The 26900-nt window shown below is 70.8% G+C and carries 23 protein-coding genes; 9 read left to right on the plus strand and 14 right to left on the minus strand.

The features are described from left to right. Window positions 1-10 precede the first annotated feature (10 nt). Complete coding sequence (locus ACNNMR_RS30385) at window positions 11-1834, minus strand: glycosyl hydrolase family 18 protein (protein WP_419997873.1); 1824 nt, start codon at window positions 1832-1834, stop codon at window positions 11-13. A 191-nt stretch (window positions 1835-2025) separates the two neighbouring features. Next, entirely contained in the window at window positions 2026-3261 is a 1236-nt protein-coding gene (locus ACNNMR_RS30390; RefSeq protein ID WP_419997874.1) for a glycoside hydrolase family 18 protein, read from the minus strand. 254 nt (window positions 3262-3515) lie between these two features. On the opposite strand from ACNNMR_RS30390, the gene ACNNMR_RS30395 reads away from it, so the two are divergent. Further along, the gene (locus tag ACNNMR_RS30395; protein WP_419997875.1) at window positions 3516-5318 is read left to right on the plus strand and encodes a bifunctional metallophosphatase/5'-nucleotidase; all 1803 of its coding nucleotides are present in this window, start codon (window positions 3516-3518) and stop codon (window positions 5316-5318) included. Window position 5319: 1 nt separating this feature from the next. Here the strand turns inward: ACNNMR_RS30395 and ACNNMR_RS30400 are convergent, their stop codons facing one another. Then, on the minus strand, window positions 5320-5961 hold the full coding sequence (locus ACNNMR_RS30400) for a response regulator (protein ID WP_419997876.1): 642 nt from the start codon (window positions 5959-5961) through the stop codon (window positions 5320-5322). A 19-nt stretch (window positions 5962-5980) separates the two neighbouring features. Further along, the gene (locus ACNNMR_RS30405) at window positions 5981-7156 is read right to left on the minus strand and encodes a sensor histidine kinase (protein ID WP_419997877.1); all 1176 of its coding nucleotides are present in this window, start codon (window positions 7154-7156) and stop codon (window positions 5981-5983) included. 153 nt (window positions 7157-7309) lie between these two features. Between ACNNMR_RS30405 and ACNNMR_RS30410 the strand changes: the two genes are divergently transcribed. Continuing rightward, window positions 7310-7936 (plus strand): hypothetical protein, encoded by a 627-nt coding sequence (locus ACNNMR_RS30410; RefSeq protein ID WP_419997878.1) that lies wholly within the window; start codon window positions 7310-7312, stop codon window positions 7934-7936. On the opposite strand, the gene ACNNMR_RS30415 is transcribed toward ACNNMR_RS30410, so the two are convergent. Both ACNNMR_RS30415 and ACNNMR_RS30420 read right to left on the minus strand, forming a co-directional pair. Further along, window positions 7933-8238 carry a DUF6204 family protein gene (locus tag ACNNMR_RS30415; RefSeq protein WP_419997879.1) on the minus strand — a complete coding sequence of 102 codons (306 nt, stop codon included), beginning with the start codon at window positions 8236-8238 and terminating at the stop codon, window positions 7933-7935. The two genes, ACNNMR_RS30410 and ACNNMR_RS30415, sit on opposite strands and share 4 nt — an antisense overlap. After that, window positions 8235-8807, minus strand: coding sequence for a cob(I)yrinic acid a,c-diamide adenosyltransferase (locus tag ACNNMR_RS30420; RefSeq protein ID WP_419997880.1), 573 nt, complete (start codon window positions 8805-8807; stop codon window positions 8235-8237). Before ACNNMR_RS30420 ends, ACNNMR_RS30415 begins: the two co-directional genes overlap by 4 nt. 131 nt (window positions 8808-8938) lie before the next feature. On the opposite strand from ACNNMR_RS30420, the gene ACNNMR_RS30425 reads away from it, so the two are divergent. Beyond that, entirely contained in the window at window positions 8939-10402 is a 1464-nt protein-coding gene (locus tag ACNNMR_RS30425; RefSeq protein WP_419997881.1) for an ATP-binding protein, read from the plus strand. A 2-nt stretch (window positions 10403-10404) separates the two neighbouring features. Here ACNNMR_RS30425 and ACNNMR_RS30430 read toward each other — a convergent pair whose 3' ends face one another. Continuing rightward, on the minus strand, window positions 10405-11169 hold the full coding sequence (locus ACNNMR_RS30430; RefSeq protein ID WP_419997882.1) for an ABC transporter permease: 765 nt from the start codon (window positions 11167-11169) through the stop codon (window positions 10405-10407). A 39-nt stretch (window positions 11170-11208) separates the two neighbouring features. After that, window positions 11209-12000 (minus strand): ABC transporter ATP-binding protein, encoded by a 792-nt coding sequence (locus tag ACNNMR_RS30435; protein WP_419997883.1) that lies wholly within the window; start codon window positions 11998-12000, stop codon window positions 11209-11211. Window positions 12001-12080: 80 nt separating this feature from the next. Here ACNNMR_RS30435 and ACNNMR_RS30440 point away from each other — a divergent pair, with 80 nt between their 5' ends. The 4 genes from ACNNMR_RS30440 to ACNNMR_RS30455 all read left to right on the plus strand — a co-directional run bounded on the left by ACNNMR_RS30440 (window position 12081) and on the right by ACNNMR_RS30455 (window position 16745). Continuing rightward, window positions 12081-12725 (plus strand): TetR/AcrR family transcriptional regulator, encoded by a 645-nt coding sequence (locus ACNNMR_RS30440; protein WP_419997884.1) that lies wholly within the window; start codon window positions 12081-12083, stop codon window positions 12723-12725. Window positions 12726-12875: 150 nt separating this feature from the next. Further along, window positions 12876-13724: a 3-hydroxyacyl-CoA dehydrogenase family protein gene (locus ACNNMR_RS30445; protein ID WP_419997885.1), complete on the plus strand. Its 849-nt coding sequence runs from the start codon at window positions 12876-12878 to the stop codon at window positions 13722-13724. A gap of 160 nt (window positions 13725-13884) precedes the next feature. Then, window positions 13885-14229, plus strand: coding sequence for an STAS domain-containing protein (locus tag ACNNMR_RS30450; protein ID WP_419997886.1), 345 nt, complete (start codon window positions 13885-13887; stop codon window positions 14227-14229). 104 nt (window positions 14230-14333) lie between these two features. After that, window positions 14334-16745 (plus strand): ATP-binding protein, encoded by a 2412-nt coding sequence (locus ACNNMR_RS30455; protein WP_419997887.1) that lies wholly within the window; start codon window positions 14334-14336, stop codon window positions 16743-16745. A 248-nt stretch (window positions 16746-16993) separates the two neighbouring features. On the opposite strand, the gene nucS is transcribed toward ACNNMR_RS30455, so the two are convergent. Continuing rightward, window positions 16994-17665 carry an endonuclease NucS gene (nucS, locus tag ACNNMR_RS30460; protein ID WP_419997888.1) on the minus strand — a complete coding sequence of 224 codons (672 nt, stop codon included), beginning with the start codon at window positions 17663-17665 and terminating at the stop codon, window positions 16994-16996. Between the two features lie 175 nt (window positions 17666-17840). On the opposite strand from nucS, the gene ACNNMR_RS30465 reads away from it, so the two are divergent. Further along, a complete protein-coding gene (locus ACNNMR_RS30465; RefSeq protein ID WP_419997889.1) occupies window positions 17841-18233 on the plus strand; it encodes an SCO5389 family protein in 393 nt (130 codons plus the stop codon). A 70-nt stretch (window positions 18234-18303) separates the two neighbouring features. Here ACNNMR_RS30465 and ACNNMR_RS30470 read toward each other — a convergent pair whose 3' ends face one another. Continuing rightward, complete coding sequence (locus ACNNMR_RS30470) at window positions 18304-19362, minus strand: LLM class flavin-dependent oxidoreductase (RefSeq protein ID WP_419997890.1); 1059 nt, start codon at window positions 19360-19362, stop codon at window positions 18304-18306. 224 nt (window positions 19363-19586) lie between these two features. Between ACNNMR_RS30470 and ACNNMR_RS30475 the strand changes: the two genes are divergently transcribed. Further along, window positions 19587-19922, plus strand: coding sequence for an ATP/GTP-binding protein (locus ACNNMR_RS30475; protein WP_419997891.1), 336 nt, complete (start codon window positions 19587-19589; stop codon window positions 19920-19922). 544 nt (window positions 19923-20466) lie between these two features. On the opposite strand, the gene ACNNMR_RS30480 is transcribed toward ACNNMR_RS30475, so the two are convergent. From ACNNMR_RS30480 to scy, 4 genes are all read right to left on the minus strand, one after another. Then, a complete protein-coding gene (locus tag ACNNMR_RS30480) occupies window positions 20467-21249 on the minus strand; it encodes an ABC transporter permease (RefSeq protein ID WP_419997892.1) in 783 nt (260 codons plus the stop codon). A gap of 6 nt (window positions 21250-21255) precedes the next feature. Beyond that, on the minus strand, window positions 21256-22344 hold the full coding sequence (locus ACNNMR_RS30485; RefSeq protein ID WP_419997893.1) for an ABC transporter ATP-binding protein: 1089 nt from the start codon (window positions 22342-22344) through the stop codon (window positions 21256-21258). An 81-nt stretch (window positions 22345-22425) separates the two neighbouring features. Then, a complete protein-coding gene (locus tag ACNNMR_RS30490; protein WP_419997894.1) occupies window positions 22426-23364 on the minus strand; it encodes a cellulose-binding protein in 939 nt (312 codons plus the stop codon). Window positions 23365-23479: 115 nt separating this feature from the next. Continuing rightward, complete coding sequence (gene scy / locus ACNNMR_RS30495) at window positions 23480-26881, minus strand: polarized growth protein Scy (RefSeq protein WP_419997895.1); 3402 nt, start codon at window positions 26879-26881, stop codon at window positions 23480-23482. Window positions 26882-26900 lie beyond the last annotated feature (19 nt).

Genomic DNA, 26900 nt, shown 5'->3' on the forward strand with positions numbered 1-26900 from the left:
CTTTGCGGACCTAGCCGATCCCGTTCTTCACGGCGGTCACGAGCTCACCGCTCGCCGTATCGCCGCTGAATTCCCAGAAGAAGGCGCCGCCGAGGCCCTGGTCCTTGGCGTACGTCATCTTGCCGCCGATGGTGGCGGGGGTGTCGTACGACCACCACTCACTGCCGCACTTGGCGTAGGCGGTGCCCGCGATGGTGCCGGTGGCGGGACACTTCGACTTGAGCTCCTTGTAGTCGTCGATGCCCTGCTCGTACTTGCCAGGGGCGGGTCCGGTGGCCGTGCCTCCCGGGGTGGCCTGCGTGACGCCGGTCCAGCCGCGCCCGTAGAAGCCGACGCCCAGCAGCAGCTTGCTCGCCGGGACGCCCTTGCTCTTGAGCTTCTGGATCGCCGCGTCGCTGTTGAAGCCGGCCTGCGGGATGCCGTCGTACGAGCGCAGCGGGGAGTGCGGGGCCGTCGGGCCCTGCGCGGCCCAGGCGCCGAAGAAGTCGTACGTCATCACGTTGTACCAGTCGGCGTACTGGGCGGCGCCGCCGTAGTCGGCCGCGTCGATCTTGCCGCCGGACGAGGCGTCCGCGGTGATGGCGGCGGTGACCAGCTTGCTGCCGAACTTGGTGCGGAAGGCCTGCATCATGTTCTTCATGACGGCCGGGCCGCTGGTGTCGCAGCTCAGCCCGCAGGCGTTCGGGTACTCCCAGTCCAGGTCGATGCCGTCGAAGAGCCCGGCCCACCGCGAGTCGTTGACGAGGTCGTAGCAGGACTGGGCGAAGGCCGACGGATTCTGCATGGCCTGGCCGAAGCCGCCGGACCAGGTCCAGCCGCCGAAGGACCAGAGGATCTTGATGTGCGGGTATTTGGCCTTCAGCTTCTTCAGCTGGTTGAAGTTGCCGCGCAGCGGCTGGTCCCAGGTGTCGGCGACGCCGTCGACGGACTGGTCGGCGGTGTAGGCCTTGTCGATGTCCGCGTACGAGTCGCCCATCGTGCAGCGCCCGTTCTGGACGTTGCCGAAGGCGTAGTTGATGTGGGTGATCTTGGCGGCCGAGCCCGAGGTCACCAGGTTCTTGACGTGGTAGTTGCGCCCGTAGACGCCCCAGTTCGTGAAGTAGCCCAGCTTCACCTTGCCGCCGGGCCCCGGGTCGCCCCCGCCCCCGGTGGTCTTCACGTCGCGCTCACCGCTGGCCGGGCCGAGCTGGTCGGCCGTGTCGCGGGCCTTGATCGTGTACGTGTACGTGGTGCCTGCCGTCAGGCCCCTGTCGGTGAAGGAGGTGCCGGTGACGGTCCCGACGGTGGTGCCGTTGCGCAGCACGTCGTAGTTCTTGACACCCTTGTCGTCGGTGGCCGCGCTCCACGACAGCGCCACGGTGGTGTCGGTGATGGTGCCCGCGGTGGGCGTACCGGGCGCCGACGGCGGTGCGTCGCCCGGGGCGCCGCCGTCGCAGGAGCCGCCGTTCAGGGTGCAGTTCGAGGGGCTGCCGGTGCCGGCGCCGTTGAAGCCGAAGCTCACCGAGGCGCCGGGCGCGATGGTGCCGTTGTAGGACTTGTTCTTGGCGGTCCAGGAGGTGCCGGCGCTGGTCACGTCCGCGTCCCAGGCGGAGGTGACCGAGGTGCCGGAGGGGTAGGTCCAGGTGAGCGTCCAGCTGCTGATGCTCGTGGTCCCGGTGTTCTTGATGGTCCACTTGCCTTCGAAGCCGCTGCCCCAGTCCTGAGTTTTCTGGTACGTGGCGGTGGCGCTCGCGGCCTGCGCGGGGGTCGCGAGGGCGACCAGGCCGGCGAGGGGGAGGGCGAGGACGGTCAGCAGGGTGGTGACCCGTCTCAGTAATCGTCGGTGATATGTCATGGAATTCTCCCTCGAACGTGGTCATGACAGGACACTCGCGTGCGGGGAGAGTATTGGTCCGGACCAATGCCGTCAACAGGTCTGGACCAAAAAGGGGCAGGGGTGCGCGAGGGTGCACAGGGGAGAGCCCGGGACGACGGGGGCGACTCCGACGTCCCGGGCCTTTCCTGTGGGGGGCTTGTGCGCGGCTCCTACCCGAGGCCGCTGCTCACCGCGGCGGCCAGCTCGCCGCCCGCCGTATCACCGCTGAACTCCCAGAAGAACGCGCCACCGAGGCCCTGCTGCTTCGCCCAGCCCATCTTCGCGGTGATGGTCTCGGGGGTGTCGTACGACCACCACTGGTTGCCGCAGTGCGCGTAGGCCGTGCCGGCGACCTTGCCGGTGGCGGGGCACTTGCCCTTGAGCTCCTTGTAGTCGTCGATGCCCTGCTCGTACTTGCCGGGCGCGGGCCCGGTGGCGGTGCCGCCCGGCTCGGCCTGGGTGACGCCGGTCCAGCCGCGGCCGTAGAAGCCGACGCCCAGCAGCAGCTTCTCCGCGGGGACGCCGGCGGCCTTGAGCTTGGCGATCGCCGCCTCGCTGTTGAAGCCGGCCTTCGGGATGCCGTCGTACGAGGTCAGCGGGGAGTGCGGGGCGGTCGGGCCCTGGGCGTCCCAGGCGCCGAAGAAGTCGTACGTCATCACGTTGTACCAGTCGGCGTACTCCGCGCCGCCCGCGTAATCCGCCGCCTCGATCTTGCCGCCGTCGGAGGCGTCGGCGGTGATCGCCGCGGTGACCAGTTCGCTGCCGAACTTGGCGCGGAAGGCCTGCATCATGTTCTTGAAGGCGGCGGGGCCGCTTGTATCGCAGCTCAGCCCGCAGGCGTTGGGGTACTCCCAGTCCAGGTCGATCCCGTCGAAGACGCCTTCCCAGCGCGGGTCGTGCACCAGGTCGTAACAGGACTGGGCGAAGGCCGCCGGGTCCTGCACGGCCTGGCCGAAGCCGCCTGACCAGGTCCAGCCGCCGAAGGACCAGAGGATCTTGAGGTTCGGGTGCTTCTCCTTCAGCTTCTTGAGCTGGTTGAAGTTGCCGCGCAGCGGCTGGTCCCAGGTGTCGGCGACGCCGTCGACCGACTGGTCCGCGGTGTAGGCCTTTTCGATGTCCGCGTACGAGTCGCCCAGCGTGCACTTGCCGCCCTGGACGTTGCCGAAGGCGTAGTTGATGTGCGTGACCTTGTCGGCGGAGCCGGAGGTGACCAGGTTCTTCACGTGGTAATCGCGCTGGTAGACGCCCCATTCGGTGAAGTAGCCGAGCTTGACGCCGCCGGCCGCCGCCTTGGTGGCGGAGCCGGTCTCGGCCTGCTCGGCCTGGGAGGAAGGCGCGGCGAGCAGCACCGCCAGGGGGAGCAGGAGCAGCGCCAGGAGGGCGCGGATGACGCGGGGAGGTCTCAAGGGGACTCCTCGAGCTAGGTCCGGATGTTGGGGGGTTTCAGGACCTGCGTCGCCCGGTGTGTCATGCACACCGCAGTAGACCGCAGCGTAGAAAGGTCTGCACCAATCCGTCAATAGGTCTGGACCACGGAAAGCGTAGGGATCGTCGAACTTGACGCTTTCGCAATCGAGTTGATCTGGCCCGGACGGGCGGCCTCGGGCAGAATCTACGCGCGTAACGATGGTGCTCTGTCCCCTGGTCCGAGGAGACCCGAATGCCGCTGAACCGCCGTACGTTCCTGGCCAGATCCGCCGCCGCCTCCGCGGGCGCCGGCCTCGCGCTGTCCGCCGCCCCCACGACGGCAACCGCGGCTCCGGCGGGGGCGGGAGCGCGCGCCAAGCGCTACTCGTTCACGGTGATGGGCACCACCGACCTGCACGGCAACGTCTTCAACTGGGACTACTTCACCGACGCCGAGTTCACCGACAAGGACAGCAACGACGTCGGCCTGGCGAAGATCTCCACGCTGGTCGACCAGGTCCGCGAGGACCGGGGCGCGGGCAGCACCCTGCTCATCGACGCCGGCGACACCATCCAGGGCACCCAGCTCTCCTACTACTACGCCAAGGTCGACCCGATCACGGCCGCGGCCGGCCCCGTACACCCGATGGCACAGGCCATGAACGCCATCGGCTACGACGCGGCGGCCCTGGGCAACCACGAGTTCAATTACGGCATTCCGGTGCTGCGGAAGTTCGAGGAGCAGTGCGAGTTTCCGCTGCTCGGCGCCAACGCGCTGGACGCTAAGACCCTCAAGCCGGCCTTCCCGCCGTACTCGATGCACATCCTGCGCACCCCGCGCGGCCGCGACGTCAAGGTGGCCGTCCTCGGCCTCACCAACCCCGGCATCGCCATCTGGGACAAGGCCAACGTCCAGGGCAAGATGGTCTTCCCCGGCCTGGAGGAACAGGCCGCGCGCTGGGTGCCCCGGCTGCGCTCCATGGGCGCGGACGTGGTGATCGTCTCGGCGCACTCCGGCTCCAGCGGCACCTCCTCGTACGGCGACGCGCTGCCGTACATCGAGAACGCGGCCGCCCTGGTCGCCGAGCAGGTGCCCGGCATCGACGCGATCCTGGTCGGCCACGCGCACACCGAGATCCCCGAGTACAAGGTGGCCAACAAGGAGACCGGCAAGGAGGTCGTGCTCTCCGAGCCGCTCAAGTGGGGCCAGCGGCTGACCCTCTTCGACTTCGACCTGGTCTGGCAGAAGGGCCGCTGGGTGGTGGAGAGCGTCGGTGCCTCGGTACTCAACTCCAACACCGCCGCCGAGGACCCGGCGATCGCCAAGCTGCTCACCGACGAGCACGAGAAGGTCGTGGCGTACGTCAACCAGGTCATCGGCACCAACGAGGCCGAGATGAAGTCGGACGAGGCGCCCTGGCGGGACGTCCCGATCATCGACCTGATCAACCACATCCAGACGGAGACGGTCCGCGCGGCCCTCGCCGGCGGCGAGCACGCGGAGCTGCCGGTGCTCTCGCAGGCGTCGGCCTTCTCGCGTACGGCCGTGATCCCGGCGGGCGAGGTGACGATACGGGACGTGGCCGGGCTCTATCCCTTCGAGAACACCCTGGAGGCGCGCATCATGACGGGCGCGCAGCTGAAGGAGTACCTGGAGTTCTCGGCCCGCTACTACGTACAGACGGCGGCGTCGGACCCGCTCGACCTGGCGAAGATCACCAATGCGGACAACACCCCCGACTACAACTACGACGCGGTCGGCGGCCTCTCGTACGAGATCGACATCGCGCAGGCCGCGGGCTCCCGGATCAAGAAGCTCACGTACGACGGCAAGCCTCTGGACGGCAAGGCCCGCTTCGTCCTGGCGGTCAACAACTACCGCGCCAATGGCGGCGGCAACTTCCCGCATGTGGCCAAGGCTGAGCAGGTATGGGCGAACTCGGACGAGATCCGTAACACGATGATCGCGTGGGTGAAGGCGAAGGGGTCGATCGTCCAGGCGGACTTCGCGTCCGAGGACTGGAAGGTGACGCGGGACGGGACGCCGATCGTGTGAGTTACTGCAGCCCGAGCTCCTGGGCCAGCACCGCCGCCTGCACGCGGCTCTTCAGGTCCAGCTTGCCCAGGAGCCGGCTGACGTGGGTCTTCACCGTGGCCTCCGCCATGTCCAGCCGCGCCGCGATATCCGCATTGGACAGCCCCTCGCCGAGGCAGCCGAGCACCTCGCGCTCCCGCGGCGTCAGGTCGTCCAGGCCCGGCGGCGCGGGCGGGGGAGCGGGCTTGCCGCTGGCGAACTCGGCGATGAGGCGGCGGGTGACGGCCGGCGCGATGAGGCCGTCGCCGCGGGCCACGGTGCGTACGGCCGCGACCAGGTCGGCGGCCTCGGTGTCCTTGAGCAGGAACCCGGCCGCGCCCGCGCGCAGCGCGCCGAAGACATAGTCGTCGAGGTCGAAGGTGGTCAGCACCAGCACGTCGGCGAGCTCTGCCCCGGTGATCTCCCGGGTCGCGGCAACGCCGTCGAGTATCGGCATCTGCACATCCATCAGCACCACATCGGGCCGCAGCTCCCGCGCCAGCCGCACGGCTTCCTTGCCGTCGGCGGCCTCCCCGACGACCTCGATGCCGTCCGCGTTCCGCAGGATCAGCACGATCCCGGCGCGGACGGCGGACTGGTCCTCCGCGACGAGTACCCGAATCATGGACGCATCCTCCCCAGCCTCAAGACGGCACCTCCGTATCCCCGGGCAGCTCGGCCCGTACGACCCACCGGTCGCCCTCTACGCCCGCCGAGAATTCTCCGCCCAGCAGCGCGACGCGCTCCTCCATGCCGATGAGTCCGGCGCCCGACCCCGGGGCCCGCGGCCCGCTCGGCTCCCCGACCGGGCTGCTGACCGTCACCGTCAGCGGATCCGCCCCGGCGAGGTCGATCACGACCTGCCCAGGGCCCGCGTGCTTGAGCGCATTCGTCAGCGACTCCTGCACGATCCGGTACGCCGCGAGCTCCACCGGCGCCGCCAGCCGCACCTTCGCGCGCTCGTCCGCCAGGACGAAGCGCAGGCCGCTTCCGGCGCCGTTCGTACGGGCCTGCTCCACCAGCGTCGGCAGCCCGTCGAGGGTGGGCGCGGCGGACGGCTGGTCGTCGCCGCCCGCCTCGCGGAGCAGTCCGATGAGGCGGCGCATCTCGGCCAGGCCCTGCACGCTGTTCTCGCGGATCACGCCGAGCGCGTCGCGGGTCGCGCCGCGGTCGTCGAGGGACAGGGCCGCCGAGGAGTGGATGGCGATGGCGGAGAGGTGGTTGGCCACCATGTCGTGCAGCTCGCGGGCCATCCTGGCGCGCTCCGCGGTGACCGCCTCGCGGCGGTCCATCTCGGCGAGGAGCGTGGCCTGTTCGGCGCGCAGCCGCTCGGCCTCGGCCTTGTCGCGGTGGTTGCGTACCAGCTGACCGGTCCAGGCGGAGGCCAGGGTGAGGCCGCCGGTGGCCGCGCCGAGCAGCAGCGCCTGCGGGCTGCGCAGCGCGGCCAGCGTGCCGATGGTGACCGCGACCGTGAGCAGCCAGCAGGCCGGCAGCACGATCCGGGCCAGCCGCCGCTCGCCGTACAGCACCGCGGCATAGATCTGGTCCGAGAACATCAGCACGGTCGCCAGCAGCGACCCCAGCCAGAAATCCGCGGCCAGCGCCACACAGCCGAGCAGCAGCGGCCACGGCTGCGCGACGCGGCGGAACACCGTGGCCACGCCCATCACGACGAGCGGGATCAGCAGCAGCGAACCGCTGTCCTTGCCCACGGGATAGCTGTTGTACAGGCTCAGCGCCACGGAGAGGGTGCCGGCGGCAACGCCGAGCACGGCGATGAGTACGTCATCGCGGTGCGGGCGGCGGGCTGAGCTGGTCACGACACCATCAAACACGGCGGCGGCCGCGCTGACCTCCGTCCACGCGGCACGGTTGCGTACATCGAAGGATGCAGTCCCGGATCCTCACCGCCGACGACGAAAAGCCGCAGGTCACGGGCGACTCTGGAAGGGACGACTAGAGAGGAGCGTCCCGTGATCGTCACCATGATCATCATCTGCGAGGTCGGCTTCTGGGTGCTGCTCGCCGCGGGCCTCGCCCTGCGCTACCTGGCGAAGAAGCCGCGGGCCGGCGCCGCCGTGCTGCTCATGGAGCCGCTGCTGGAGCTGACGCTGCTTGTCGTGACCGTGATCGACCTCAAGAACGGCGCCGAGCCCGACTGGAAACACGGCCTCGCCGCGCTCTACATCGGCTACACCGTCGCCCACGGCCACGCCACGGTGAAGTGGCTCGACGGCGTCTTCGCCCACCGCTTCGCGGGCGCCCCCAAGCCGCGGAAGAAGTACGGCAAGGAGCGGGCGATCCACGAGTGGAAGATCTGGCTCCGCTCGCTGGGCGGCGCGGCGGTCGCGCTGGCGCTGCTGCAGGGCGCCATCTGGTACGTGGGCGACGACGGGCAGACCGGGTCGCTGGAGTCGTGGCAGATGACGACGCTGCGGACGCTGGGCATTCACGCGGTCATCGCGGCCTCGTACACGATCTGGCCGGGGAAGGCGCCCGAGAAGGAGCGCTCGCTGCCGGAGCTGACGGGGGAGCGGGAGCGGGTCGGGAGCTGGCAGCGGAGCGGGAGCGAGCAGCGGAGCGGGAGCGGCCGGGGCTAACGCCCCTTCCGGTTGATCTTGATGGTCCGCATGTCCGTCACCGCGGTCTTCAGGATCTCGTACGGATAGCCGTGCGCGTCCAGCGCATCGAGCGCGCGGAGGGTGGCGACTTCATCGTCGTCGTCCTCCGCTTCCGCGGGCACCTGCACCCGGAAGGTGAAGACCGACAGGCCGCGGTCGTACGAGAAGGCGCCGTCGTCGGTGAACGCAACCTGCGACGCCTCCGCCCCGTCGGCCAGCCGCTTGCGCTGCGCGTCGCTGAGGCCCTTGAACTTCCCCCGGACCGACACCCGGAACGTCATCGCTCGCCGCCCGGCACCCACAGCACGTCGCCGGTCTCCTTGTTGGCCGTACGGGCCAGGATGAAGAGGAGGTCGGACAGGCGGTTGAGGTAGTTCGCGGTGAGCGGGTTCATCGTCTCGCCGTGCACCTCCATCGCCGCCCAGGTGGCGCGCTCGGCGCGGCGGACGACCGTGCAGGCCTGGTGCAGCAGGGCGGCGCCCGGGGTGCCGCCGGGAAGGATGAAGCTGCGCAGCTTCTCCAGCCGCTCCAGGAAGCGGTCGCAGTCCGCCTCCAGCTTGTCGATGTAGAACTGCTCGACGCGCAGCGGCGGATACTTCGGGTCCTCGACGACTGGCGTGGACAGGTCGGCACCGACATCGAAGAGGTCATTCTGGACGCGGATCAGGACCGCCTTGACCTCGTCGTCCAGCTCACCGAGGGCGAGCGCGGCACCGACGACGGCATTGGCCTCATTGGCGTCCGCGTACGCATCGATCCGCAGGTCCGTCTTGGGCACCCGGCTCATATCGCCGAGCGCGGTGGTGCCCTTGTCTCCGGTACGGGTGTAGATCCGCGTCAGGTTGACCATGGCCTCAGCCTAGTCATGCGCCTTGCCCGCGGGGCCCGTCCTCCTTGTGACGCTCGTAATAAGGGCGGCCCGTGACAGATTCGTAGTTCTGTAGTTAGTAGAAGTGCATTGCTACAAATCTGGAGGCTGCGATGCACCTGCCGAAGCCGGAGATCATGTTCGACCGCGAGGTCGAATGGAGCGACCTGGTGGCCTACGCCACCCATACAGCTCCTGGCGCCACCCTCGGCGTGGTCTCCGGTCGTCGCCGGCAGGGCAAGACCTTCCTGCTGGACGCTCTCACGCGGGCGGCGGGAGGCTTCTACTTTCAGGCGCTGGAATCCACCGAGTCCGTCTCTCTCCAAGCCTTGGGGGCTGCCCTGGGCCGCCATCGAGGCACCGCCCCCGTCCGCTTGCAGGGCTGGGAGGAGGCCATCGACGAGCTGCTCTCCCTGGGGCGCGAGCGGCCCGTACCTGTGGTCATCGATGAATTCCCCTACCTGGCCCGCCAGAACGGCGCCCTGCCCTCGATCATCCAGGCTGCCTATGGGCCGTTGCGCCCCGAGCGCCGGGAGTCGCGTACCCGCCTGCTGCTCTGCGGCAGCGCGGTGTCGTTCATGGGGCGGCTGCTGGCCGGCTCGGCCCCGCTGCGCGGCCGGGCTGCGCTGGACATGGTGGTGCACTCACTGGACTTCCGGCAGGCGGCCGACTTCTGGGGGATTGGCGAGCCCAGGCTCGCGGTGCTGGCCCACTCGGTAGTCGGTGGCACCCCCGCGTACCGGGACTTCGCCATGGGCAGCGCCCCGGCCGATGTGGACGACTTTGAGCCCTGGTTGCAGCGGGTGGTGCTCCGGCCGAACAGCCCACTGTTCCGCGAGGCTCGCTACCTCATCGCCGAGGAACCCGACATACGGGACCGGGCGCTGTATTCGTCGGTGCTGGCCGCCATCGCCGCCGGCAATCACACGCGCGGTGGCATCACGAGCTACGTCGGCCGTCCTGCCACCGACCTCACTCACGTGCTGAAGGTGCTGCAGGACTGCGGTCTGGTGGCCGTCGATCCTGATGCCTTCCGCAAGAACCGTCACGTCTACCGCATTGCCGAGCCGCTGCTGACCTTCCACCACGCGGTCATGGCCCCCTCCCTCGCGCACATCGAGCAGGCGCGGCCCGAGGTCGCCTGGCGCGAGAACCGGGAGAGCTACCGCTGCCAGGTACTCGGCCCGCACTTCGAGGAGTTGTGCCGGGCGTGGGTGACGGCATTCGCCGCTGTGGACACCTTCGGTGGCCTTCCCTCGCAGGTGACCAGCGGCGTTGTCGCCGACCCGCAGGGGCGCACTTCCCATGAGGTGGATGTCGTGGTCCGTGGCATCGTCGGCCAGGACACGGGCATCCTGCTGTCCATCGGCGAGGTCAAGTGGGACCGGGTGCTGGGCCGCCGCGATCTGGACCGGCTGCACCGCATCATCGCGCTGCTGGCGGCTCGCGGCGAGGATGTCTCCCGGGTCAGGCCCGCCCTCTACAGCGGCGCGGGATTTACTCCGGAGCTGCTTGGGGCGGGCGAGCGCGGTGATGTAGTTCTGGTGGATCTTGAGCGGCTCTATCGAGGCGAGTGACCTTACGCCCCCGCCTTCTGGAACAGGCGCGTGCCCAGGGTGAGGGACGCGGCTGACATGGCGACCGCGACCAGCACGCCGTACAGCATCGACACGTTCGCGTAGTGGCCGACGAAGGCGGCGCGCACCGCGTCGACCAGATACCGGAACGGCATGAAGTGCGACAGCACGTCCAGCCAGCCCGGAGCCAGGGCCATCGGGAGCATCAGGCCGGAGAGGAGCATCGACGGCATCGTCACCGAGTTGATGACCGGGCCGAACTCCTGCGGGGTGTTGACCTTCATGGCCAGCGCGTACGACAGCGAGGCGAGGGAGATGGTGAGCAGGCCGACGAAGCCGAAGCCGATCAGCACTCCCGCGAGGGGCGCGCGCAGGCCCATCACCACCGCGGCGAGGATCAGCAGCACGGCCTGGAAGAGGAAGAGCAGGGCGTCGCGCAGCACCCGGCCGAAGAGCAGCGCCAGGCGGCTGGCGGGGGTGACGCGCATGCGCTCGACCACGCCGTAGCTCTTCTCGACGATGATGCCGAAGCCGCAGAAGGAGGCGCCGAAGAGCCCGAGCTGCAGCAGCAGCCCCGGCACCAGCACCTGCCAGGAGGAGCCCTCCTCCGACAGCGGCAGGTCGGTCAGCAGTGGGCCGAAGAAGAGCAGATACAGCAGCGGCATCAGGACGCCGAAGAGCATCTGCATCCGCGAGCGCAGGGTCTGCCGGGCATGCCGGCTGAAGATGATCGCGGTGTCGGAGAGAAACGCGGACAGGGGAGACATCGGGTGGGGCACTCCTAAACGACCGACGGGACAGGGCCTTCACACGGCCAGCGGGGCGGGTTCCTTGGGCGCGGCCGCGTCCGGCGTACGGCCCGTAATGGCGAGGAAGGCGTCCTGCAGGGACGCGGTGGCGGAGCCGGCGTACCGCTCCTTCAGCCCGGCCGGCGTGCCCTCGGCCACCACCAGGCCCTCGTCGATGATGATCAGCCGGTCCGCGAGGGCGTCCGCCTCGTCGAGGTAGTGGGTGGTCAGCACGACCGTGGTGCCCTGCTCGGCGCGGATCCGCCGCACCAGGTCCCACAGGTCGGCGCGGCTGCCGGGGTCGAGGCCCGTGGTCGGCTCGTCCAGGAAGAGCACCGCCGGGCGGTGCAGCAGGCCCATGGCGATGTCCAGGCGCCGCCGCTGGCCGCCGGACAGGGCCGCGCACTTGCGCTCCATCAGCTCGGACAGGCCCAGGTCGGCCGCCACCTCCTCGGCGCGCGCCGCCGCCTCGGCCTTCGGCATGCGATACAGCCGGGCCTGGGTGACCAGCTCCTCGCGTACGGAGATGTTCGGGTCGACGCCGCCGGACTGGGCGACGTAACCGCTCTTCGCGCGCACGCCCGCCTGGTCGCTCGCCAGGTCGCAGCCGGCGACGGTGGCGGCGCCGCCGGTGGGCGGCAGCAGCGTGGTCAGCATCCGCAGCGTCGTGGTCTTCCCGGCGCCGTTGGGGCCGAGAAAGCCCACGATCTCGCCCGGCTGCACGACGAGGTCGATGCCGCGCACGGCCTCGACCGTCCCCCGCTTGGTGGTGAAGGTCCGGGCCAGCCCGGACGTACTGATGATTGCCATGCTGACCAGAAAAACAGAGTCATTGAAATTTTGCAATGTCCCCAAAATTTCATGGACGCCAGCGAAGCTAGGATGGGAGCATGGCCGAAGAGGGACTCAGGGAGCGCAAGAAGCGCCAGACCAGGCAGTACATCTCGGATGTGGCCACGGGCCTGTTCGTGGAGCGCGGCTTCAACGCGGTGACCATCGCCGAGATCGCCGATGCGGCGAACGTCTCCGTCAACACCGTCTACAACTACTTCCCGGCCAAGGAGGACCTCTTCTTCGACCGCAGCCGCGGCGTCGTGGACCGGCTCTCCCGCTGGGTGCGCGGCCGCGCACCGGGGGAGTCCGCGGCCGAGGCGGTGCTGCGGGAGCTGCGCGAGGAGGTCGAGGCGGTCTCGCCCAAGGTCGGGCTCACGGAGGGCATGGGGAAGTTCATGGTCGTCGTCGCCGGCGCCGACTCCCTCAAGGCCCGGCTCTGGCACATCCAGCAGGAGGGCATGGACAACCTCACCGAGACCCTCCGCGAAGAGGTGGGCGCCGCGCCCGACGACCCGATGCCCGGGCTGATCGCCGGCCAGATCTCCCTCGTGCACGGCACGGCCTTCGAGACCATCCGGCACAAAATGATCGCCGGCGGCAAGCCCAACGAGGTCTCCCGCGAAACCCTCGTCATCATCGACGAGCTGGCGGAACTACTGAGCGAAAAGGTACTCAACTACGCGCGCAGGCCCGCAAAGTGACCCCCATTCGGGTGGCAGCCGTGTGACATGCGTCGTCAGGCACGTGATGCGCATCTCTTCGCGCCCCGCGTGCGCCTCCCCGCCGCTAAAGTCCGCGTAAAGGCCACCGGCAGCGTCGCCGGGACCGCCGTAGCAAGGGGAAACAGCATCGTGGCACGGAAGCTCGCCGTCATTGGAGCCGGTCTCATGGGCTCCGGCATCGCACAGGTATCCGCCCAGGCGGGCTGGGATGTCGTCCTGCGGGATGTCACCGACGCCGCCCTCACCCGGGGCACCGACGGCATCAAGGCGAGCTACGACAAGTTCGTCAGCAAGGGCAAGCTGGACGCCGCCGACGCCGAGGCCGCGTACGGGCGGATCACCACCACGACCGAGCTCGACGCCGCCGCCGACGCCGACATCGTCGTCGAGGCCGTCTTCGAGCAGCTCGAGGTCAAGCAGGAGATCTTCCGTACGCTCGACGGCCTGGTGAAGGACGACACCGTCCTCGCCTCCAACACCAGCGCCATCCCGATCACCAAGATCGCGGCGGCCACCCAGCGGCCGGAGCGGGTCGTCGGCGCGCACTTCTTCTCGCCGGTGCCGATGATGCAGCTCTGCGAGCTCGTCCGCGGCCTGAAGACGTCAGACGAAACCCTCGCCAGGACCCGGGAGTTCGCCGAGTCCACCGGCAAGACCTGCGTCGTCGTCAACCGCGACGTGGCCGGCTTCGTCACCACCCGGCTGATCACCGCACTGGTCGTGGAGGCCGCGAAGCTGTACGAGTCCGGCGTCGCCACCGCCGAGGACATCGACACCGCCTGCAAGCTCGGCTTCGGCCACGCAATGGGACCGCTCGCCACCGCCGACCTCACCGGCGTCGACATCCTGCTGCACGCCGCCGAGAACATCTACACCGAATCCCGCGACGAGAAGTTCGCCGCCCCGGAGCTCATGCGGCGGATGGTGGACGCGGGGGATCTGGGCCGCAAGAGCGGCCAGGGTTTCTACGAGCACTGAAATCGCGGGAGTTGCCCGAGGGTAACCCGCAGGAGTGAATTTCATATCGATCCGCGCACAGACGACAACCTTGCGTAGCCGCGGACAGTCAGACCGGTAGAGGTTCGAAGAGACAGGCACCACTGGACCCACAGCACTGCAGAAGACTCGGGGAGCGCAGATGTATATCAGGGGCGACCACGCCGAGCTGGTCGTCGGGGGCCGCCTCGACGTCCGCAGCGCGGCGGACGCCCGTACGGCCCTGCACGACGCGGTCGACACGGGACGCGGCGATCTGATCGTGGACCTCACCGACCTCCACTCCTGGGACGCCACCGGACTCGGTGTGATCATGGGAGCGCATCGCAGGGCCGGACGGGCCGACCGGCGGCTGGTGCTGCGCGGGGTGCCCCCGCAGATGCAGCGGCTGCTGGTGGCCACCCGGCTGCACCGCATCCTCGCCATCGAGGAGACGCTGCCGGCGGAGGCTCTGCCCGTAGAGGCAGAGGCGCCGCGGTCTGCGTGATCCTCACGAACAGGTGACGGCCTGGACCCATTCAGGGTTCGGGCCCGAGCACATACTGAATACCGGATTAGGGTTCTGGCGCGAAGCCAGTGGGGGGACAAGCGATGGACCCGATAAACCGGCGCCGGCCTGCAGCGCACAGCGCAGGTGCGGCGCGAGCCGTCCAGCTCGTCGCGGGTGAATACCGCGTCACCGTCAACCCCGTTGACGGCAGCATGGTGGAGGCCCTGCACCCCGGGGAACGCCCCACCAGCCCCGAGCGGCACACCGACGCAGGTGCTGCCGCCCACCCGGCCGTCCCGGCGCCGCCGCCGGGCCCCGCACGGCCCGTACTCCCCGTCCTCGACCGCGACGACGAGCGCGACCGCCTGGTCCGGCTGCTCGCCCGCGGCCGTTCCGTGCGCGTCACCGGTCCCGCGGGCTCCGGCCGTACGACCCTCCTCGACACCGTCGCCGCGGACTGCGCCGACCTGGCCCCGGACGGCGTCATCCGCCTCAGCGGCCACCGCCGCAGCCCCGGCGACATCCTGTACGAGCTCTACGCCGCCGTCTTCGACACCACCGGGCTGCGCCCCGACCGGCCGCAACTGCTCGCGCTGCTGCAGGAGATCGGCGCGGTCGTGGTGGTCGACGACCTCGAGTTCGGCGGCGTCGGACTCGACGAGCTGCTCGCCGCGACGCCCGAGTGCGCCTTCCTGATCTCCGCCCTGCCGCAGACCCCGGCACCGTCAACGGCCGCGTACGTGGAGGAGGTCTTCCTCACCGGGCTCGGCCACCCCGCCGCCCTCAAGCTGCTGTCGGCCGCCGCGCAGCGGCCGCTGACGGACGAGGAGAGCACCTGGGCGTCCGACGTGTGGTTCGAGTCGGAGGGGCTCCCGCTGCGGTTCGTACAGGCCGGCGCGGTGCTGCGGCAGCGCGACGGGCTGCGCGCGGCGGCCGAGGAGGCCGGCGGCGAGGATCCGTCGGGCCCGCTGCCCACCCTCGCCGTCAGCGCCGCTCCCGCGGAGCTGCTCGCCTCCCGGGCGAGCGGCCACGCGCGGGCCACCCTGCGCTTCGCCGTCGCGCTCGGCGGCGTCTGCCCGCACCCCGCCCACCTGCCCGCGCTCGCCGGCGACCAGCACGCCGACACCGCCCTCGCCGAGCTCGTCGCGCTCGGCCTGACCACGGTCGTGGGCGGCCGGTACGGGCTGCCGGCCGGCGTCACCGAGCAACTGGCGCAGGCGGGTTACGCGCAGACCCCCGAGGGCACGGACCCGCCGGTGCTCACCGCCGCCCAGCACTACGCCTGGTGGGCGGGGCACGCGTCCGTCACCCCGGCCCGTATCGCCGCGGAGGCGGACGCGATCCTCGCCGCGCTGGAGGCGCTGGCCGCCAGCCCCGCCCCGGGGCACGCCGCGGCGGCCGTGCTGCTGGCCCGTACCGCCGCGCCGGCCTTCGCCGCCGCGCAGGTGTGGACGTCCTGGGAACGGGCGCTGCGCCTCGGCCAGCAGGCCGCGCGGCTGGCCGGCGAGGTCGGCCAGGAGGCGTACTTCCACCACGAGCTCGGCATCCACGCGCTGTGCACCGGGCGACTCGACCGCGCCCTCGCCGAGCTGGAGGCGTCCGTGGCGCTGCGCGGCACCATCGCCGACCGCGGCGGCGAGCTCGTCGGCCGGCGCGCGCTGGCGCTGGTCGCGGACCGCGGCGGCTTCGAACTCCCCGGGCTGCCGGGACCCGGCGACGACCTGGAGGCCCTGGCGGCCGCCGCGACTACGCCTGGGGCGGGGCGCGAGGAGGAGCCGCCGCCCGTACCCGAGGGACCGACGGTCCTGCTGGGGAAGGCATCCGAGGCGTACGAGCCGGCTGAGTACGAGCCCGCCGCCTACGAGCCCGCCTACGGCGCCCCTGCCGAGCCGGCCTCCCACAGCGCCGTGCGGGGCACCCGCAAAAACCTCATCGCGGCCGCCGCGGGCGCGCTGGCGGTCGCCGCGCTGGGCACCGCCATCACGATCAGCGCCATCGGCGGCGAGGAGCCCAACAAGCCCTCCGGCCAGGTCCAGGTGGAGAAGTCCGCCTCGGAGGAGGGCGAGTCGGGCCTGCCGCCCGAGGAATCGGCGGAGCGGGGCTCGCCGGCTCGGGACAGCTCGCAGCCGGGCGTCTCGACAGACTCACCATCGGCGTCGCCGAGCACCTCGGACGACGACTCCGAGTCCCCGAGCGACGACCCGTCGGAGAGCGAGTCCGAGGGTGGCACGACGACAGACGGCTCGACCGGCGGCTCGGACGCGGGCGGTACGACGGGCGGGACGACGGGCGGCCCGACGACGGGCGGCCCGACGACCGGGGGGCCCACCACGGGCGGGCCGACCACCGGCGATCCGACGACGGGCGACCCGTCCAACGGCGGTACCACCGACGGCGGGACGACGGACGGCGGCACGGCCGATGGCGGAACCGCCGATGGCGGCACGGCCGACGGCGGCGCGACCACCGGCACCACCACGGAGGGGACCACCACCGGCGGCACTACGCCCTGACCCACGCAAGCGGGCGGGCAGCCCCCACCCACCGACCCGTTGCTGTCTCCGGCAACGGAACCGCCGCCCGGCAGCGCAAAGAGGGTGCGGGGTGGGGGTGCGCCCGCAGCGCGGGGCTGAGCAGCACGTGCCAGCCGAAGGTGTCGGTGCCGCGTGAGGACGTACCCCCACCCCGCACCCGGCCCCCGCACACGAGCCCGCCCGTCGCGCGACAGCAACGGGCGGGTGGGTGGGGGGCTCAAGCCGCCCTAGAACAACCGCAGCTTCTCGTCGTCAATCCCCCGAAGCGCGTCATAATCCAGCACCGCGCACTGTATCCCCCGGTCCTCCGCCAGCACCCGCGCCTGCGGCTTGATCTCCTGCGCCGCGAACACGCCCTGCACCGGGGCCAGATGGGGATCCCGGTTCAGCAGCTCCAGATAGCGCGTCAGCTGCTCGACGCCGTCGATCTCACCCCGCCGCTTGATCTCCACGGCCACCGTCTTGCCGTCCGCGTTCCGGCCGAGGATGTCAACGGGCCCGATCGCCGTGGGGTATTCGCGGCGGATGAGCGACCAGCCCTCCCCGAGCGTCTCCATCCGGTCGGCGAGCAGCTCCTGCAGATGCGCCTCCACGCCGTCCTTCACCAGACCCGGGTCCACTCCGAGCTCATGCGAGGAATCGTGCAGGACTTCCTCGAGCGTGATGATCAATTTCTCGCCAGCCTTGTTCACCACCGTCCAGACATCGACGCCGTCCTTTTGCCCCTCTTTCAAGGTGCAAGGCGGAGACATCCAGTTGAGGGGCTTATAGGCCCGATCGTCGGCGTGAATGGAAACGCTGCCGTCGGCCTTCACCAGGATCAAGCGTGGGGCAGAGGCGAGATGGGCGGTGAGGCGTCCGGCGTAGTCGACGGAGCAGCGGGCGATCACGAGGCGCATGGTCGGCCACGTTACCAGTGGCCGGTCTTATGCCCATTCTGGTGGTGGGGTCGCATCCGCCCCCTTACCGTGGAAGCAGGCGGTCGCCAGACGTTCACTGTCCGTGGCGTCCGCTTGTCCTGTCCACGAGGCTCCGGAGCCGGGTCCCTGCCCGGAGCCGCGAGAGGAGAAAATCATGTCGCTGGACGTCTCACCGGCGCTGCTCGACCAGGCCGAGCGAGGCGAGGTCGACGAAGCAGAATTCGTCGACTGCGTCCGGACCTCACTGCCGTACGCCTGGGAAATGATCAGCTCGCTGGTCGCCCAGCTGAAGGTGGACGGCGGGGAGTTCGCTGACAATCAGGTGCCGCCGCCGGACGAGCAGGCACGAGGTCAGCTGCTCCGGGCACTGGCGAGCGACGCAATTCGCGGCGCGCTCCAGCGCCACTTCGGCGTGCGCCTTGCCTTCCAGAATTGCCACCGAGTGGCGGTCTTCCCGCTCGACCCCACGGTCGACGAGACGCTCGCACGCTTCACTTCGGCGCGCAATCAACTGCTCAACCAGTCGCCGGAGCTGCGTGACTGCTGATCCGGCCCAATAGGCGCCACCCGTAACACCTGTGGTGCATCCGCTGCCGCTCCAGCCGCCGTCTCGCAACTCAAGCCATCCCCACCCTTATGGGGCTTCTGCTGTCGAGGAGCGGCAGCACCTCAGCACCGAGCCGCGCGACATTGTGCTCCGTGGCATCCAGATCTCCGGAACCCTCGACCAGCAGCGCGAAGCGCGTGATGCCCGTCCGCTCGGCCGTGGCCGCGAGCCGGTCGGCCGCCAACCGCGGCGGCCCGACCGCATGCAGCTGGGTCAGCAGCTCCGTATAGGCATAGGGATCCCGCATCGTGCGCTGCCTGCCGTCGACCGTGACATGCGCCCCGAGTCCCGTACGCAGCCAGCCCGGCATCGCCTTCATCAGCGCCTCGACGGCGTCCCTGCGGCGGTCCGCGATCTGCGCGACGCCGGCGGACACATGCGGGGCATCTTCCACGGCCTCCGGGTGGACACCGGCCGCCAGGGCCGTGCGCCGCCAGAGCGCGACCATCTCGGCCTTCTCCTCATCCCCGCAGTGCATCCCGAGCAGCATCGGCAGCCCGCGCTCGGCAGCCAGCTTTACGGACCCGGGGGAGGTGCAGGCGACGATGACCGGCGGCCCCGGCTCGGCCCCTATGGCGTCGTCCGCCCGCGGCACGACGGCGACTTCACGGAACCTGTACCGCTCCCCGTCGGCGCCCACGCGCGGCTCGCGCAGCCAGCGCAGCAGCAGCTCCAGCGACTCGGGAAAGCCCTTCTCGTACGCCTCGATGCCACCGCCGAAGACCTCCAGGTCGACCCAGGGCCCGCCGCGGCCGACCCCGAGGGTGAAGCGGCCGCCCGATGTGATGTGCAGCAGCGCGGCCTGCTCGCCGAGGGCGACCGGGTGCTGGGTAGGCAACACGCTCACTGCGGTGCCGACGCCGATGTGACGGGTGCGGCCCAGGAGATAGCCGGCGAGGGTGACGGCGGACGGGCAGGTGCCGTACGGGACGAAGTGATGCTCGGCGAGCCACACGGCGTCGAGCCCGGCCAACTCGGCGGTCTCGGCGCTGCGGACGGCGCGGTGCAGCGCTTCGGCCTGCCCCTGCCCCGGGAACTGTGCGCCGAGGATGAAGGCCCCTACTCGCATCCTTTTCCCCCAGTTCGGTCATATCGTCCGGTGGTCCGGTGATGCCCCCGTAGGCATTAACGACCGGCACGTGCCAAGGGCACGGGCGCGGACGGCGATGTGCTGCTGATTCTGGCGGAGTGCGGTGCTGCAGATCACGGCTTGCCCGGAGCTTATGACAGGGGACGCTTAGGCTGGTAAGGGCCAGGTGGCCCCACTGAACGCGAAGGAAGGCCGGGTACCGCATGTCTCCCCGACGAAACAATGCCGCGGGTGGCGGTGAGGGGCGGGGATTCACGCCTCGCTCGTACGCTGAGCGGCGGGAGTCCTGGCAGGGTGAGGACTGGCTGGTCAGGTCGGTGGGAGGGAGCGGGGGTGCCGGCGGTCCCGGCGGTCCCGGCGGCAAGAGCTACCGCTGCCCCGGCTGCGACCAGGAGGTCGCGGGCGGCACGCCGCACGTGGTTGCGTGGCCTGAGCACGCGGGCGCGGACGACCGCCGCCACTGGCACACGGCGTGTTGGCGTGCGCGAGAGCGCAGGGGCGCGCGATCCCCTCGGCCGGGGCGGGCGCCGCGATATTGATGGCGTGAGACCGGGCGCCTTCGGCCTGCGGCCGGGCCTGGGGACCGCCTGCGGGCGGGTAAGGGCACGCCTGCGGCGGGCTTTCGACGCTGCGCGCTGGGGCTGTTCGCCTGCGGCGGGCTTTGGCGCTGCGCGCCGGGCTGTACCCACCCGCCCGCCCGTTGCTGTGAGCGACAGGAACGGGCGGGTGGATGGGCAGAGCTGGCGTGCCGCAGCGTGAGCCGCACGCGCCCGCTCAAGCCGCGCCGCAGCGTGAGCCGCGCGCACCGGACGGCGGGCTTGGGCGTTGCGCGTCGGGCTGCACCCACCCGCCCGTTGCTGTGAGCGACAGGAACGGGCGGGCGGGTGGAAAGAGCTGACGCGCCGCAGCGGAAGCCGCACGCGCCCGCTCAAGCCGCGCCGCAGCGTGAGCCGAGCGTAGCTGCGGTGGGCTTTGGCGCTGTGCGTCGGGCTGCACCCACCCGCCCGTTGCTGTGAGCGACAGGAACGGGCGGGTGGGTGGGAAGAGCTGGCGCGTCGCAGCGCGAGCGTAGTGGCGCAGGGGTTAGGCGTCGCGGTTTTTCAGGACCAGGAAGCCGCCGAGCAAGGCGGCCGCGACCCAGAGGAGCATGATGCCCAGGCCGCCCCAGGGGCCGTACGGGGCCTTGTCGGAGCCCATTGCGTCTGGGACTACCTGCATGATTTTGGAGCCGGCCTGGTCGGGGAAGTAGCGGGCGACCTTCTTCGCGCCCGGCACCGCCGACAGGATCTGCGAGATCAGGAAGAAGAAGGGCATCAGGATGCCGAGGGACAGCATCGAGCTGCGCAGCATCGTGGCGACGCCCATCGAGAAGAGCGCGATCAGCGCCATGTACAGACCGCCGCCGACCACCGCGCGCAGCACATTGTCCTCGCCGATCGACGTCCGCAGCTCGGACCCCAGCAGCGCCTGACCGAGGAAGAAGGACAGGAAGGTCGTCGCCATGCCGACGACCAGCGCCAGCGCCGTGGCCACAGCGATCTTGCTGAAGAGGAACGTACCGCGCTGCGGCACCGACGACAGCGACGAGCGGATCGAGCCGGAGCTGTACTCCGTGCCCACCACCAGCACGCCGAAGACGATCATCGCCAGCTGCCCCAGCATCATCCCGGAGAAGCTGATGAACGTCGGGTCGAAGGTCGCCTTCTCCGTCGTGCTGAGGTCATCGAAGGTCGACTTCATCAGCGCCGAGAGCGCCGCGCTCAGCGCCACGGTGACGAGCAGCGCGGTGGCCAGCGTCCACGTCGTGGAGGACACCGTACGGATCTTGGTCCACTCGGACTTCAGGACCGCGGGGATGGATGCCATCGTCGTTCAGCCCTTTCCCTGGCCCTGGCCGCCTTGACCCGGGCCCCACCCGGCGCCCCACTGCTGCTGCGGAGGAGGCGGCGGCGGAGCCGCACCGGGCGGCATCGCACCAGGCGGCATCGCACCGGGCGGCATCCCCGGCGCCATGCCAGGCGGCATCTGCTGCGGCGCCCCAGGCGCCCCCGGCATCCCATGCGCGTGATACTCCACCGCACCCGCCGTCATCTGCATAAACGCTTCCTCCAGCGAAGCCTGCTGCGGGCTGAGCTCATGCAGCGTGATCTGATGCTGCGCCGCCAGCTCGCCGATCCCCTTCGCCGCCCCGGCCCCGTCGATCTCGAAAGATCCGTCGCCGACCTCGACCGCCGTCACGCCGTTCCGCTGGAAGACATCCCGCAGCTGCTCCTGCTGCGGGCTGCGCACCCGCACGTACGATCGCGAATTCGCCGCGATGAAGTCGGACATCGACGTATCCGCCAGCAGCTTGCCCTGCCCGATCACGATCAGATGGTCCGCCGTCAGCGCCATCTCGCTCATCAGGTGCGACGACACGAAGACCGTGCGGCCCTGGGCCGCCAGGTTCTTCATCAGATTACGGATCCAGTGGATGCCCTCGGGGTCGAGCCCGTTGACCGGCTCGTCGAACATCAGGATCCGCGGGTCGCCGAGCAGCGCGAAGGCGATGCCGAGGCGCTGGCCCATGCCGAGTGAGAAGCCCTTGGACTTCTTCTTGGCGACCGCCGTCAGGCCGACGACGTCGAGGACCTCGTCGACGCGGCGAGTCGGGATGCGGTTGGCCTGGGCGTAGCAGAGGAGGTTGTTGTACGCGCTGCGGCCGCCGTGGAAGGCCTTGGCGTCGAGCAGCGCGCCCATGTATTTGAGCGGCTCGGCGAGCTCGCGGTAGCGCCGGCCGTCGATTCTGACGTGGCCCGCGGTGGGGTTGTCGAGGTCGAGCATCATCCGCATCGTGGTGGACTTGCCCGCGCCGTTCGGGCCGAGGAAGCCGGTCACATGGCCTGGCTCCACCTGGAATGACAGGTTATCGACTGCAACTTTCTGCCCGTACCGCTTGGTGAGCCCTTCGACCTCGATCATGTGAAGACCCTATGTGTACGGAACGGCCCTCGCATCCCGTACGGGGACACGAGGGCCGTTTCGTCACTGAAGTTTCAGCTGTCAGTTGCCGCTCTGCTGCGCCGGCACCGTCGCCGCGCCGTCCGCGGCCTCCGGGTTCGCCTGGGCAGCGACAGCGGCGCCCGTCAGCGTGGCCAGCATCTCGCGGACGTTGGTGAGCTGGGCGTTGATGGAGTCGCGGCGGTTGGTGAGGGCGGCCAGCTCGCGCTCGGATTCGCTGCGGATCCGGTCGGCCTTGGCGTTGGCGTCGGCCACGATGTCCTCGGCCTGGCGCTGCGCGGTCTCCACCGTCTGGCGGGCGCGGCGCTCGGCGTCGGTACGCAGCTTCTCGGCCTCGAGGCGGAGCTGCTCGGCGCGGTGCTCGATCTCGGCGAGCCGCTTCTCGGCCTTGGCCTGCCGGTTGGCGAGGTCGCGCTCGGACTGCTCGCGGCGCTTGGCGAGGTTGGTCTCGAAGTCGGCGGCGGCCTGCGCGGCCTTGGCGCGGGTGTCCTCGAAGAGGCTGTCCGCCTCCTCGCGCTTGGATTGGGCGTCCTTCTGGGCCTCGGCGCGCAGCGCGCCGGCCTCGCCCTTCGCCTTCTCGACGATCCGGGCGCCCTCGTCCTCGGCCTTGGACTTGCGCTCGGCGGCGAAGGCCTCGGCGTCATTGCGCACCTGCTGGGCGGCGGACTCGGCAAGCTCGCGGTGCTGCTCGGCGGCCCGGCGGGCCTCCTCGCGCAGGTCCTTGGCCTCCTCCTCGGCGAGGCGGAGGATCTTCTCAACCCGCGCGCCGAGCCCCGCGTACGACGGCTCGGCCTCGTTTACCTGTGCCTGTGCGTTCTGCGTCTCGAGGTGCAACTCCTCGATGCGCTTCTCAAGGGCGGTGATGCGCGCGAGCGCGCTGTCGCGATCGGCGACGAGCTTCGTGATGCGCTCGTTCACCTGTTCGCGGTCGTATCCGCGCCGCACGAGCTCGAAGCCGAAGGGGGAGGAAGTGTCGCTCATGGGGTTCCTGTCGAAAGAGACCGGGTGAGGTGATAGAGGGAATCTTAGGGGGGCGCGCGGAGTGTCGAAGCGTCAATTCAGGTTTGATCTGGAGAATGACCCTTCTTTCGAGTGGCTAGCCACGAGACGGCTTGCCACTCGATCGTGTCACCCCTGCACCTGCGCCCGCCTTGACGCCATTCGGTTCAACGGAGGGGTCGCCTCCGCCCGCGCCGCCGGTGGCTGATTTGCCACCCCCGGCGGGCGGTGACTCGAAGGATTCGAGCGCCTCCAGGACATCCTGCACGCGCGAGATCTCGGCGTTGATGTCCTCGCGTCTGCGGGTGAGGGTGTCGAGCTCGCGCCGGCCCTCGTCGACGATCCGCTTCGCCTCGTTCTTCGCCTCGATCTTCATGCGCTCGGCTTCGTCGTAGGCCTCGGTCTGCTTCTTCTCGGCGTCGTTCAGCAGCGTTTCGGCCTTCTTCACCGCGGCGATACGGACCTTGCCGGCCTCGCCGTTGGCGTCCGTGACGATCGCCTTGGCCTTCGCCTCGGCCTCGGTGAGCTGCTCGTTCGCCGCGGCGACCAGCTTGTCGACGCGCTCGCCCGCGGCCCGTACCGCCTCCGCGGTCTCGCGCCGGGCGCGCTCGTGCAGCTCCTCGATCTCGGCGTCGGTGCGCGAGCGGAGCTCCTCGGCGCGCTCGCGGATGGCGGTGGCGTCGCGGCGGGCCTCGGTGAGCATGGTGTCGGCGTCCGTACGGGACTTCTCCACCAGCTCGTTGGACTCCGCGGTGGCCGAGCCGAGCAGCCGCTCGGACTCGCGGCGGGCGGCGGCGACCATCTTGTCCGCCTGCTCCTCGGCGGCGGCGGCCGCGCGCAGCGCCTCGGCCTGGGCCTTCTCCACCAGCTTGTCGGCCTGTTCGGCGGCCTCGCGGCGGCGCGAGGCGGCGTCCTCGCGGGAGGAGTCGAGGGTCTGCTCGGCCTCGCCGCGCATCCGCTCGGACTCGGCGATCGCGTCGGAGACGGTCTGCTCGGCGAGCGACTTCGCGGCGTCCGTCTCGTCCTTGGTCTCGCGGCGGAGCGTGGCGGCGTAGTGCTCGGCGGCGGAGCGCAGGCCGGAGATCTCCTCCTCGGCCTGCTCGTGCAGATCCTTGACGGATTCCCGCACCTGCTGGGCGGTGGCCTCGGCGGCGCCGACCAGGTCGCGGGAGCGGCGCTCGGCGTCCTGCAGCAGCCGCGCGGCCTCGGCCTGCGCCTCCTCGACCCGCTTACGGGCGGTGGCCAGCAGCTCGTCGCTCTGCTCGCGGGCCTGGCCGCGCTCGCGGTCGGAGTCCTGGCGGGCGGAGGACAGCAGCTCCTCGGCCTCGCGGCGGCGCCGGATCGCCTCTTCCTGGGCGGCCTTGAGGGCCTCGGCGGCCTCGGCGGCCTGCCGCTCGGCGGCGGAGGCGGCATCGCCGCGGATCCGGTCGGCGGTCTCCTGCGCCTCGGCGCGCAGCCGCTCGGCCTCTTCGGTGGCGTCGGCGTGGAGGCGTACGGCGGCGGACTCGGCCTCGGCGCGGGCGGCGGCCGCGGCGGCCTGCGCCTCGGTACGCATCCGCGTGGCCTCGTCCTCGGCCTGTCCCTGGAGCGTACGGAGCCGGTCGGCGGCCTCGGCGCGCAGCCGGTCGGTCTCCTCGGCGGCCTCGCGGCGGATCCGCTCGGCCTCGGCGCGGGCGTCGGCGAGGGACTCCTCGGCGGCGGTGATCCGCTTCTCGGCCTCGCCGTGCAGCCGGGTGAGCTCCTCGCTCATCTCCCGCCGCTTGGTCTCCATGGCGGCTTCGGCGTCGGCGCGGGTCTTGCCGGCGGCCTCCTCGGCCGCCGCTGTGATCCGCCCGGCCTCGGCCTCGGCCTGCTCGCGCAGCTCCGTCGCCTCGGTACCGGCCTTCTCCAGCGTCTCGTCGGCCTGCTTGCGCAGCCCGGTGGCCCGCTCGATGGCCTCGCCGCGCACCCGCTCGCCCTCGGCGGCCGCGGTCTCGCGCAGCTCCTCGGCGTCGGCGCCGGCCTTGGCGAGGAGCTCCTCGGCGGAGGACGCCGCCTCCTCGATCTTGGATACCGCTTCGCGGCGGGCCTCGCCGCGGATCCGCTCGCCCTCGGCGACGGCGTCGGCGCGCAGCTGCTCGGCCTCCGAGCGCAGCCGCCCGGCCTCGTCCTGCAGCTCCTTGGTCTTCGCCCGGAAGGCGGCGGTGTCGTCCTTGGCGGCGCCCTTGAGCTGCTCGGCCGCTTCCAGGGCCTCGTTCTGCCGCCGCTCGGCCTCGGCGCCGGCCTCGGTGCGGATCTTCTCCGCTTCCTTGGCGGCCTTGTCGATGGTGGCCTTGGCGTCGGCGGACGCCTTGGCGAGGACGTCCTCGGCGGTCTTCGCGGCCTTGGCGACCTGGTTGGCGCTCTCCTCGGCCGACTTCGTACGGGCCGTCTCCTCGGCCTCGGCGACCAGCGCCTCGCCGCGCGCGCGGGCGTCGGCGAGGGCCTGCTCGGCCTCCGCCTTGATCTTCTCGGCGTCCTTGGTGGCCTCGGCGACCAGCCGGGCGGTCTGGCTGCGGGTGGTGGCCATCCGCTGGTCGGCGCCGGCCTCGGCGTCGGCGACCTTCTTCCCGGCCTGCTCGGCGGCCTGCGCGACGAGCCGGTCCGCTTCCGTACGGGCTTCGCGGAGCTTGGCCTCGGCGTCGGCCATCCGCTGCTCCGCCTGCCGCTGCGCCTCAAGGGCCTTCTGGCGGGCCTCCTCGGACTCGCTCGCGGTGGTGGAGCGCAGCTGCTCGGCGTGGGTGGTGGCCTCGGCGGCCTGGCTGGAGGCGCTCTGCAGCAGCCGCTCGGCGTCCGCGCGGGCCCGGCGCAGGATCTCCTCGGCCTCGGTGCGGGCGGCCTCGGCGTCGGAGCCGGCGCGCTGGCGGGCCTGCTCGGTGATCCGCTGGGCCTCGGCCCTGGCATTGGCGACGGCCTGCTCGGCCTCGCCCCGGGACTCGTCCATGAGCCGCCGGGCCTGGGCCTCGGTGCGGGTGCGGAGCTGCTCGGCCCAGGAGACGTTCTCGTTGACATGCGTCTCGACACTGGTGCGGCGCTCGGTGAGCTCCTGGTCGAGCCGCTGCCGCCGGGCGATCGCCTCGGCGTGCAGGTCGGCCTCCATGCGGGCCTGCCGCTCGGCCTGCTCCTGCAGCAGCCGCTGGGCCTGGGCGCGGGCCTCGCGGACCTCGCGCTCGGCGTCGGTGCGCATCTGGTCGGCCTGCAGCTGGGCATTGCGGAGCAGCTGCTCGGCCTGGTGCGAGACATTGTCGAAGGAGGTGCGCTGGCTCAGCCCGCGGCGCGCCTCGTGCAGCTTCGCCCGTAGCACCTCGACCTGATAGCCGAGGTCCTCGGCGTGCTGAACGGCCTTTTCCCGCTCCTTCTTCAGCCGCTCGATCTCGGCCTCGAAGCGGGATAGCCCGTCGAGACCGCCCTGGCGCGCACCGGCAGGCTTCTCGCTGCCGTAGCTGCCGTGGTCAGTCCCGTAGCGGTCGTAGCCCCGCACTGCGCGGTCCCATCCGTCC

Source organism: Streptomyces boninensis (genome assembly GCF_048572725.1).
Lineage (GTDB): Bacteria > Actinomycetota > Actinomycetes > Streptomycetales > Streptomycetaceae > Streptomyces > Streptomyces boninensis.

What these genes read in the sequence shown, in the direction of transcription:
- ACNNMR_RS30440 (WP_419997884.1), top strand. Translation starts at nt 12,081, where the DNA reads ATGGCCGAAGAGGGACTCAGGGAGCGCAAGAAGCGCCAGACCAGGCAG.
- ACNNMR_RS30395 (WP_419997875.1), top strand. Translation starts at nt 3,516, where the DNA reads ATGCCGCTGAACCGCCGTACGTTCCTGGCCAGATCCGCCGCCGCCTCC.
- ACNNMR_RS30450 (WP_419997886.1), top strand. Translation starts at nt 13,885, where the DNA reads ATGTATATCAGGGGCGACCACGCCGAGCTGGTCGTCGGGGGCCGCCTC.
- ACNNMR_RS30400 (WP_419997876.1), bottom strand. Translation starts at nt 5,961, where the DNA reads ATGATTCGGGTACTCGTCGCGGAGGACCAGTCCGCCGTCCGCGCCGGG.
- nucS (WP_419997888.1), bottom strand. Translation starts at nt 17,665, where the DNA reads ATGCGCCTCGTGATCGCCCGCTGCTCCGTCGACTACGCCGGACGCCTC.
- ACNNMR_RS30385 (WP_419997873.1), bottom strand. Translation starts at nt 1,834, where the DNA reads ATGACATATCACCGACGATTACTGAGACGGGTCACCACCCTGCTGACC.
- ACNNMR_RS30435 (WP_419997883.1), bottom strand. Translation starts at nt 12,000, where the DNA reads ATGGCAATCATCAGTACGTCCGGGCTGGCCCGGACCTTCACCACCAAG.
- ACNNMR_RS30465 (WP_419997889.1), top strand. Translation starts at nt 17,841, where the DNA reads ATGTCGCTGGACGTCTCACCGGCGCTGCTCGACCAGGCCGAGCGAGGC.
- ACNNMR_RS30470 (WP_419997890.1), bottom strand. Translation starts at nt 19,362, where the DNA reads ATGCGAGTAGGGGCCTTCATCCTCGGCGCACAGTTCCCGGGGCAGGGG.
- ACNNMR_RS30485 (WP_419997893.1), bottom strand. Translation starts at nt 22,344, where the DNA reads ATGATCGAGGTCGAAGGGCTCACCAAGCGGTACGGGCAGAAAGTTGCA.
- ACNNMR_RS30475 (WP_419997891.1), top strand. Translation starts at nt 19,587, where the DNA reads ATGTCTCCCCGACGAAACAATGCCGCGGGTGGCGGTGAGGGGCGGGGA.
- ACNNMR_RS30415 (WP_419997879.1), bottom strand. Translation starts at nt 8,238, where the DNA reads ATGACGTTCCGGGTGTCGGTCCGGGGGAAGTTCAAGGGCCTCAGCGAC.
- ACNNMR_RS30425 (WP_419997881.1), top strand. Translation starts at nt 8,939, where the DNA reads ATGCACCTGCCGAAGCCGGAGATCATGTTCGACCGCGAGGTCGAATGG.
- ACNNMR_RS30430 (WP_419997882.1), bottom strand. Translation starts at nt 11,169, where the DNA reads ATGTCTCCCCTGTCCGCGTTTCTCTCCGACACCGCGATCATCTTCAGC.
- ACNNMR_RS30480 (WP_419997892.1), bottom strand. Translation starts at nt 21,249, where the DNA reads ATGGCATCCATCCCCGCGGTCCTGAAGTCCGAGTGGACCAAGATCCGT.
- ACNNMR_RS30420 (WP_419997880.1), bottom strand. Translation starts at nt 8,807, where the DNA reads ATGGTCAACCTGACGCGGATCTACACCCGTACCGGAGACAAGGGCACC.
- ACNNMR_RS30490 (WP_419997894.1), bottom strand. Translation starts at nt 23,364, where the DNA reads ATGAGCGACACTTCCTCCCCCTTCGGCTTCGAGCTCGTGCGGCGCGGA.
- ACNNMR_RS30455 (WP_419997887.1), top strand. Translation starts at nt 14,334, where the DNA reads ATGGACCCGATAAACCGGCGCCGGCCTGCAGCGCACAGCGCAGGTGCG.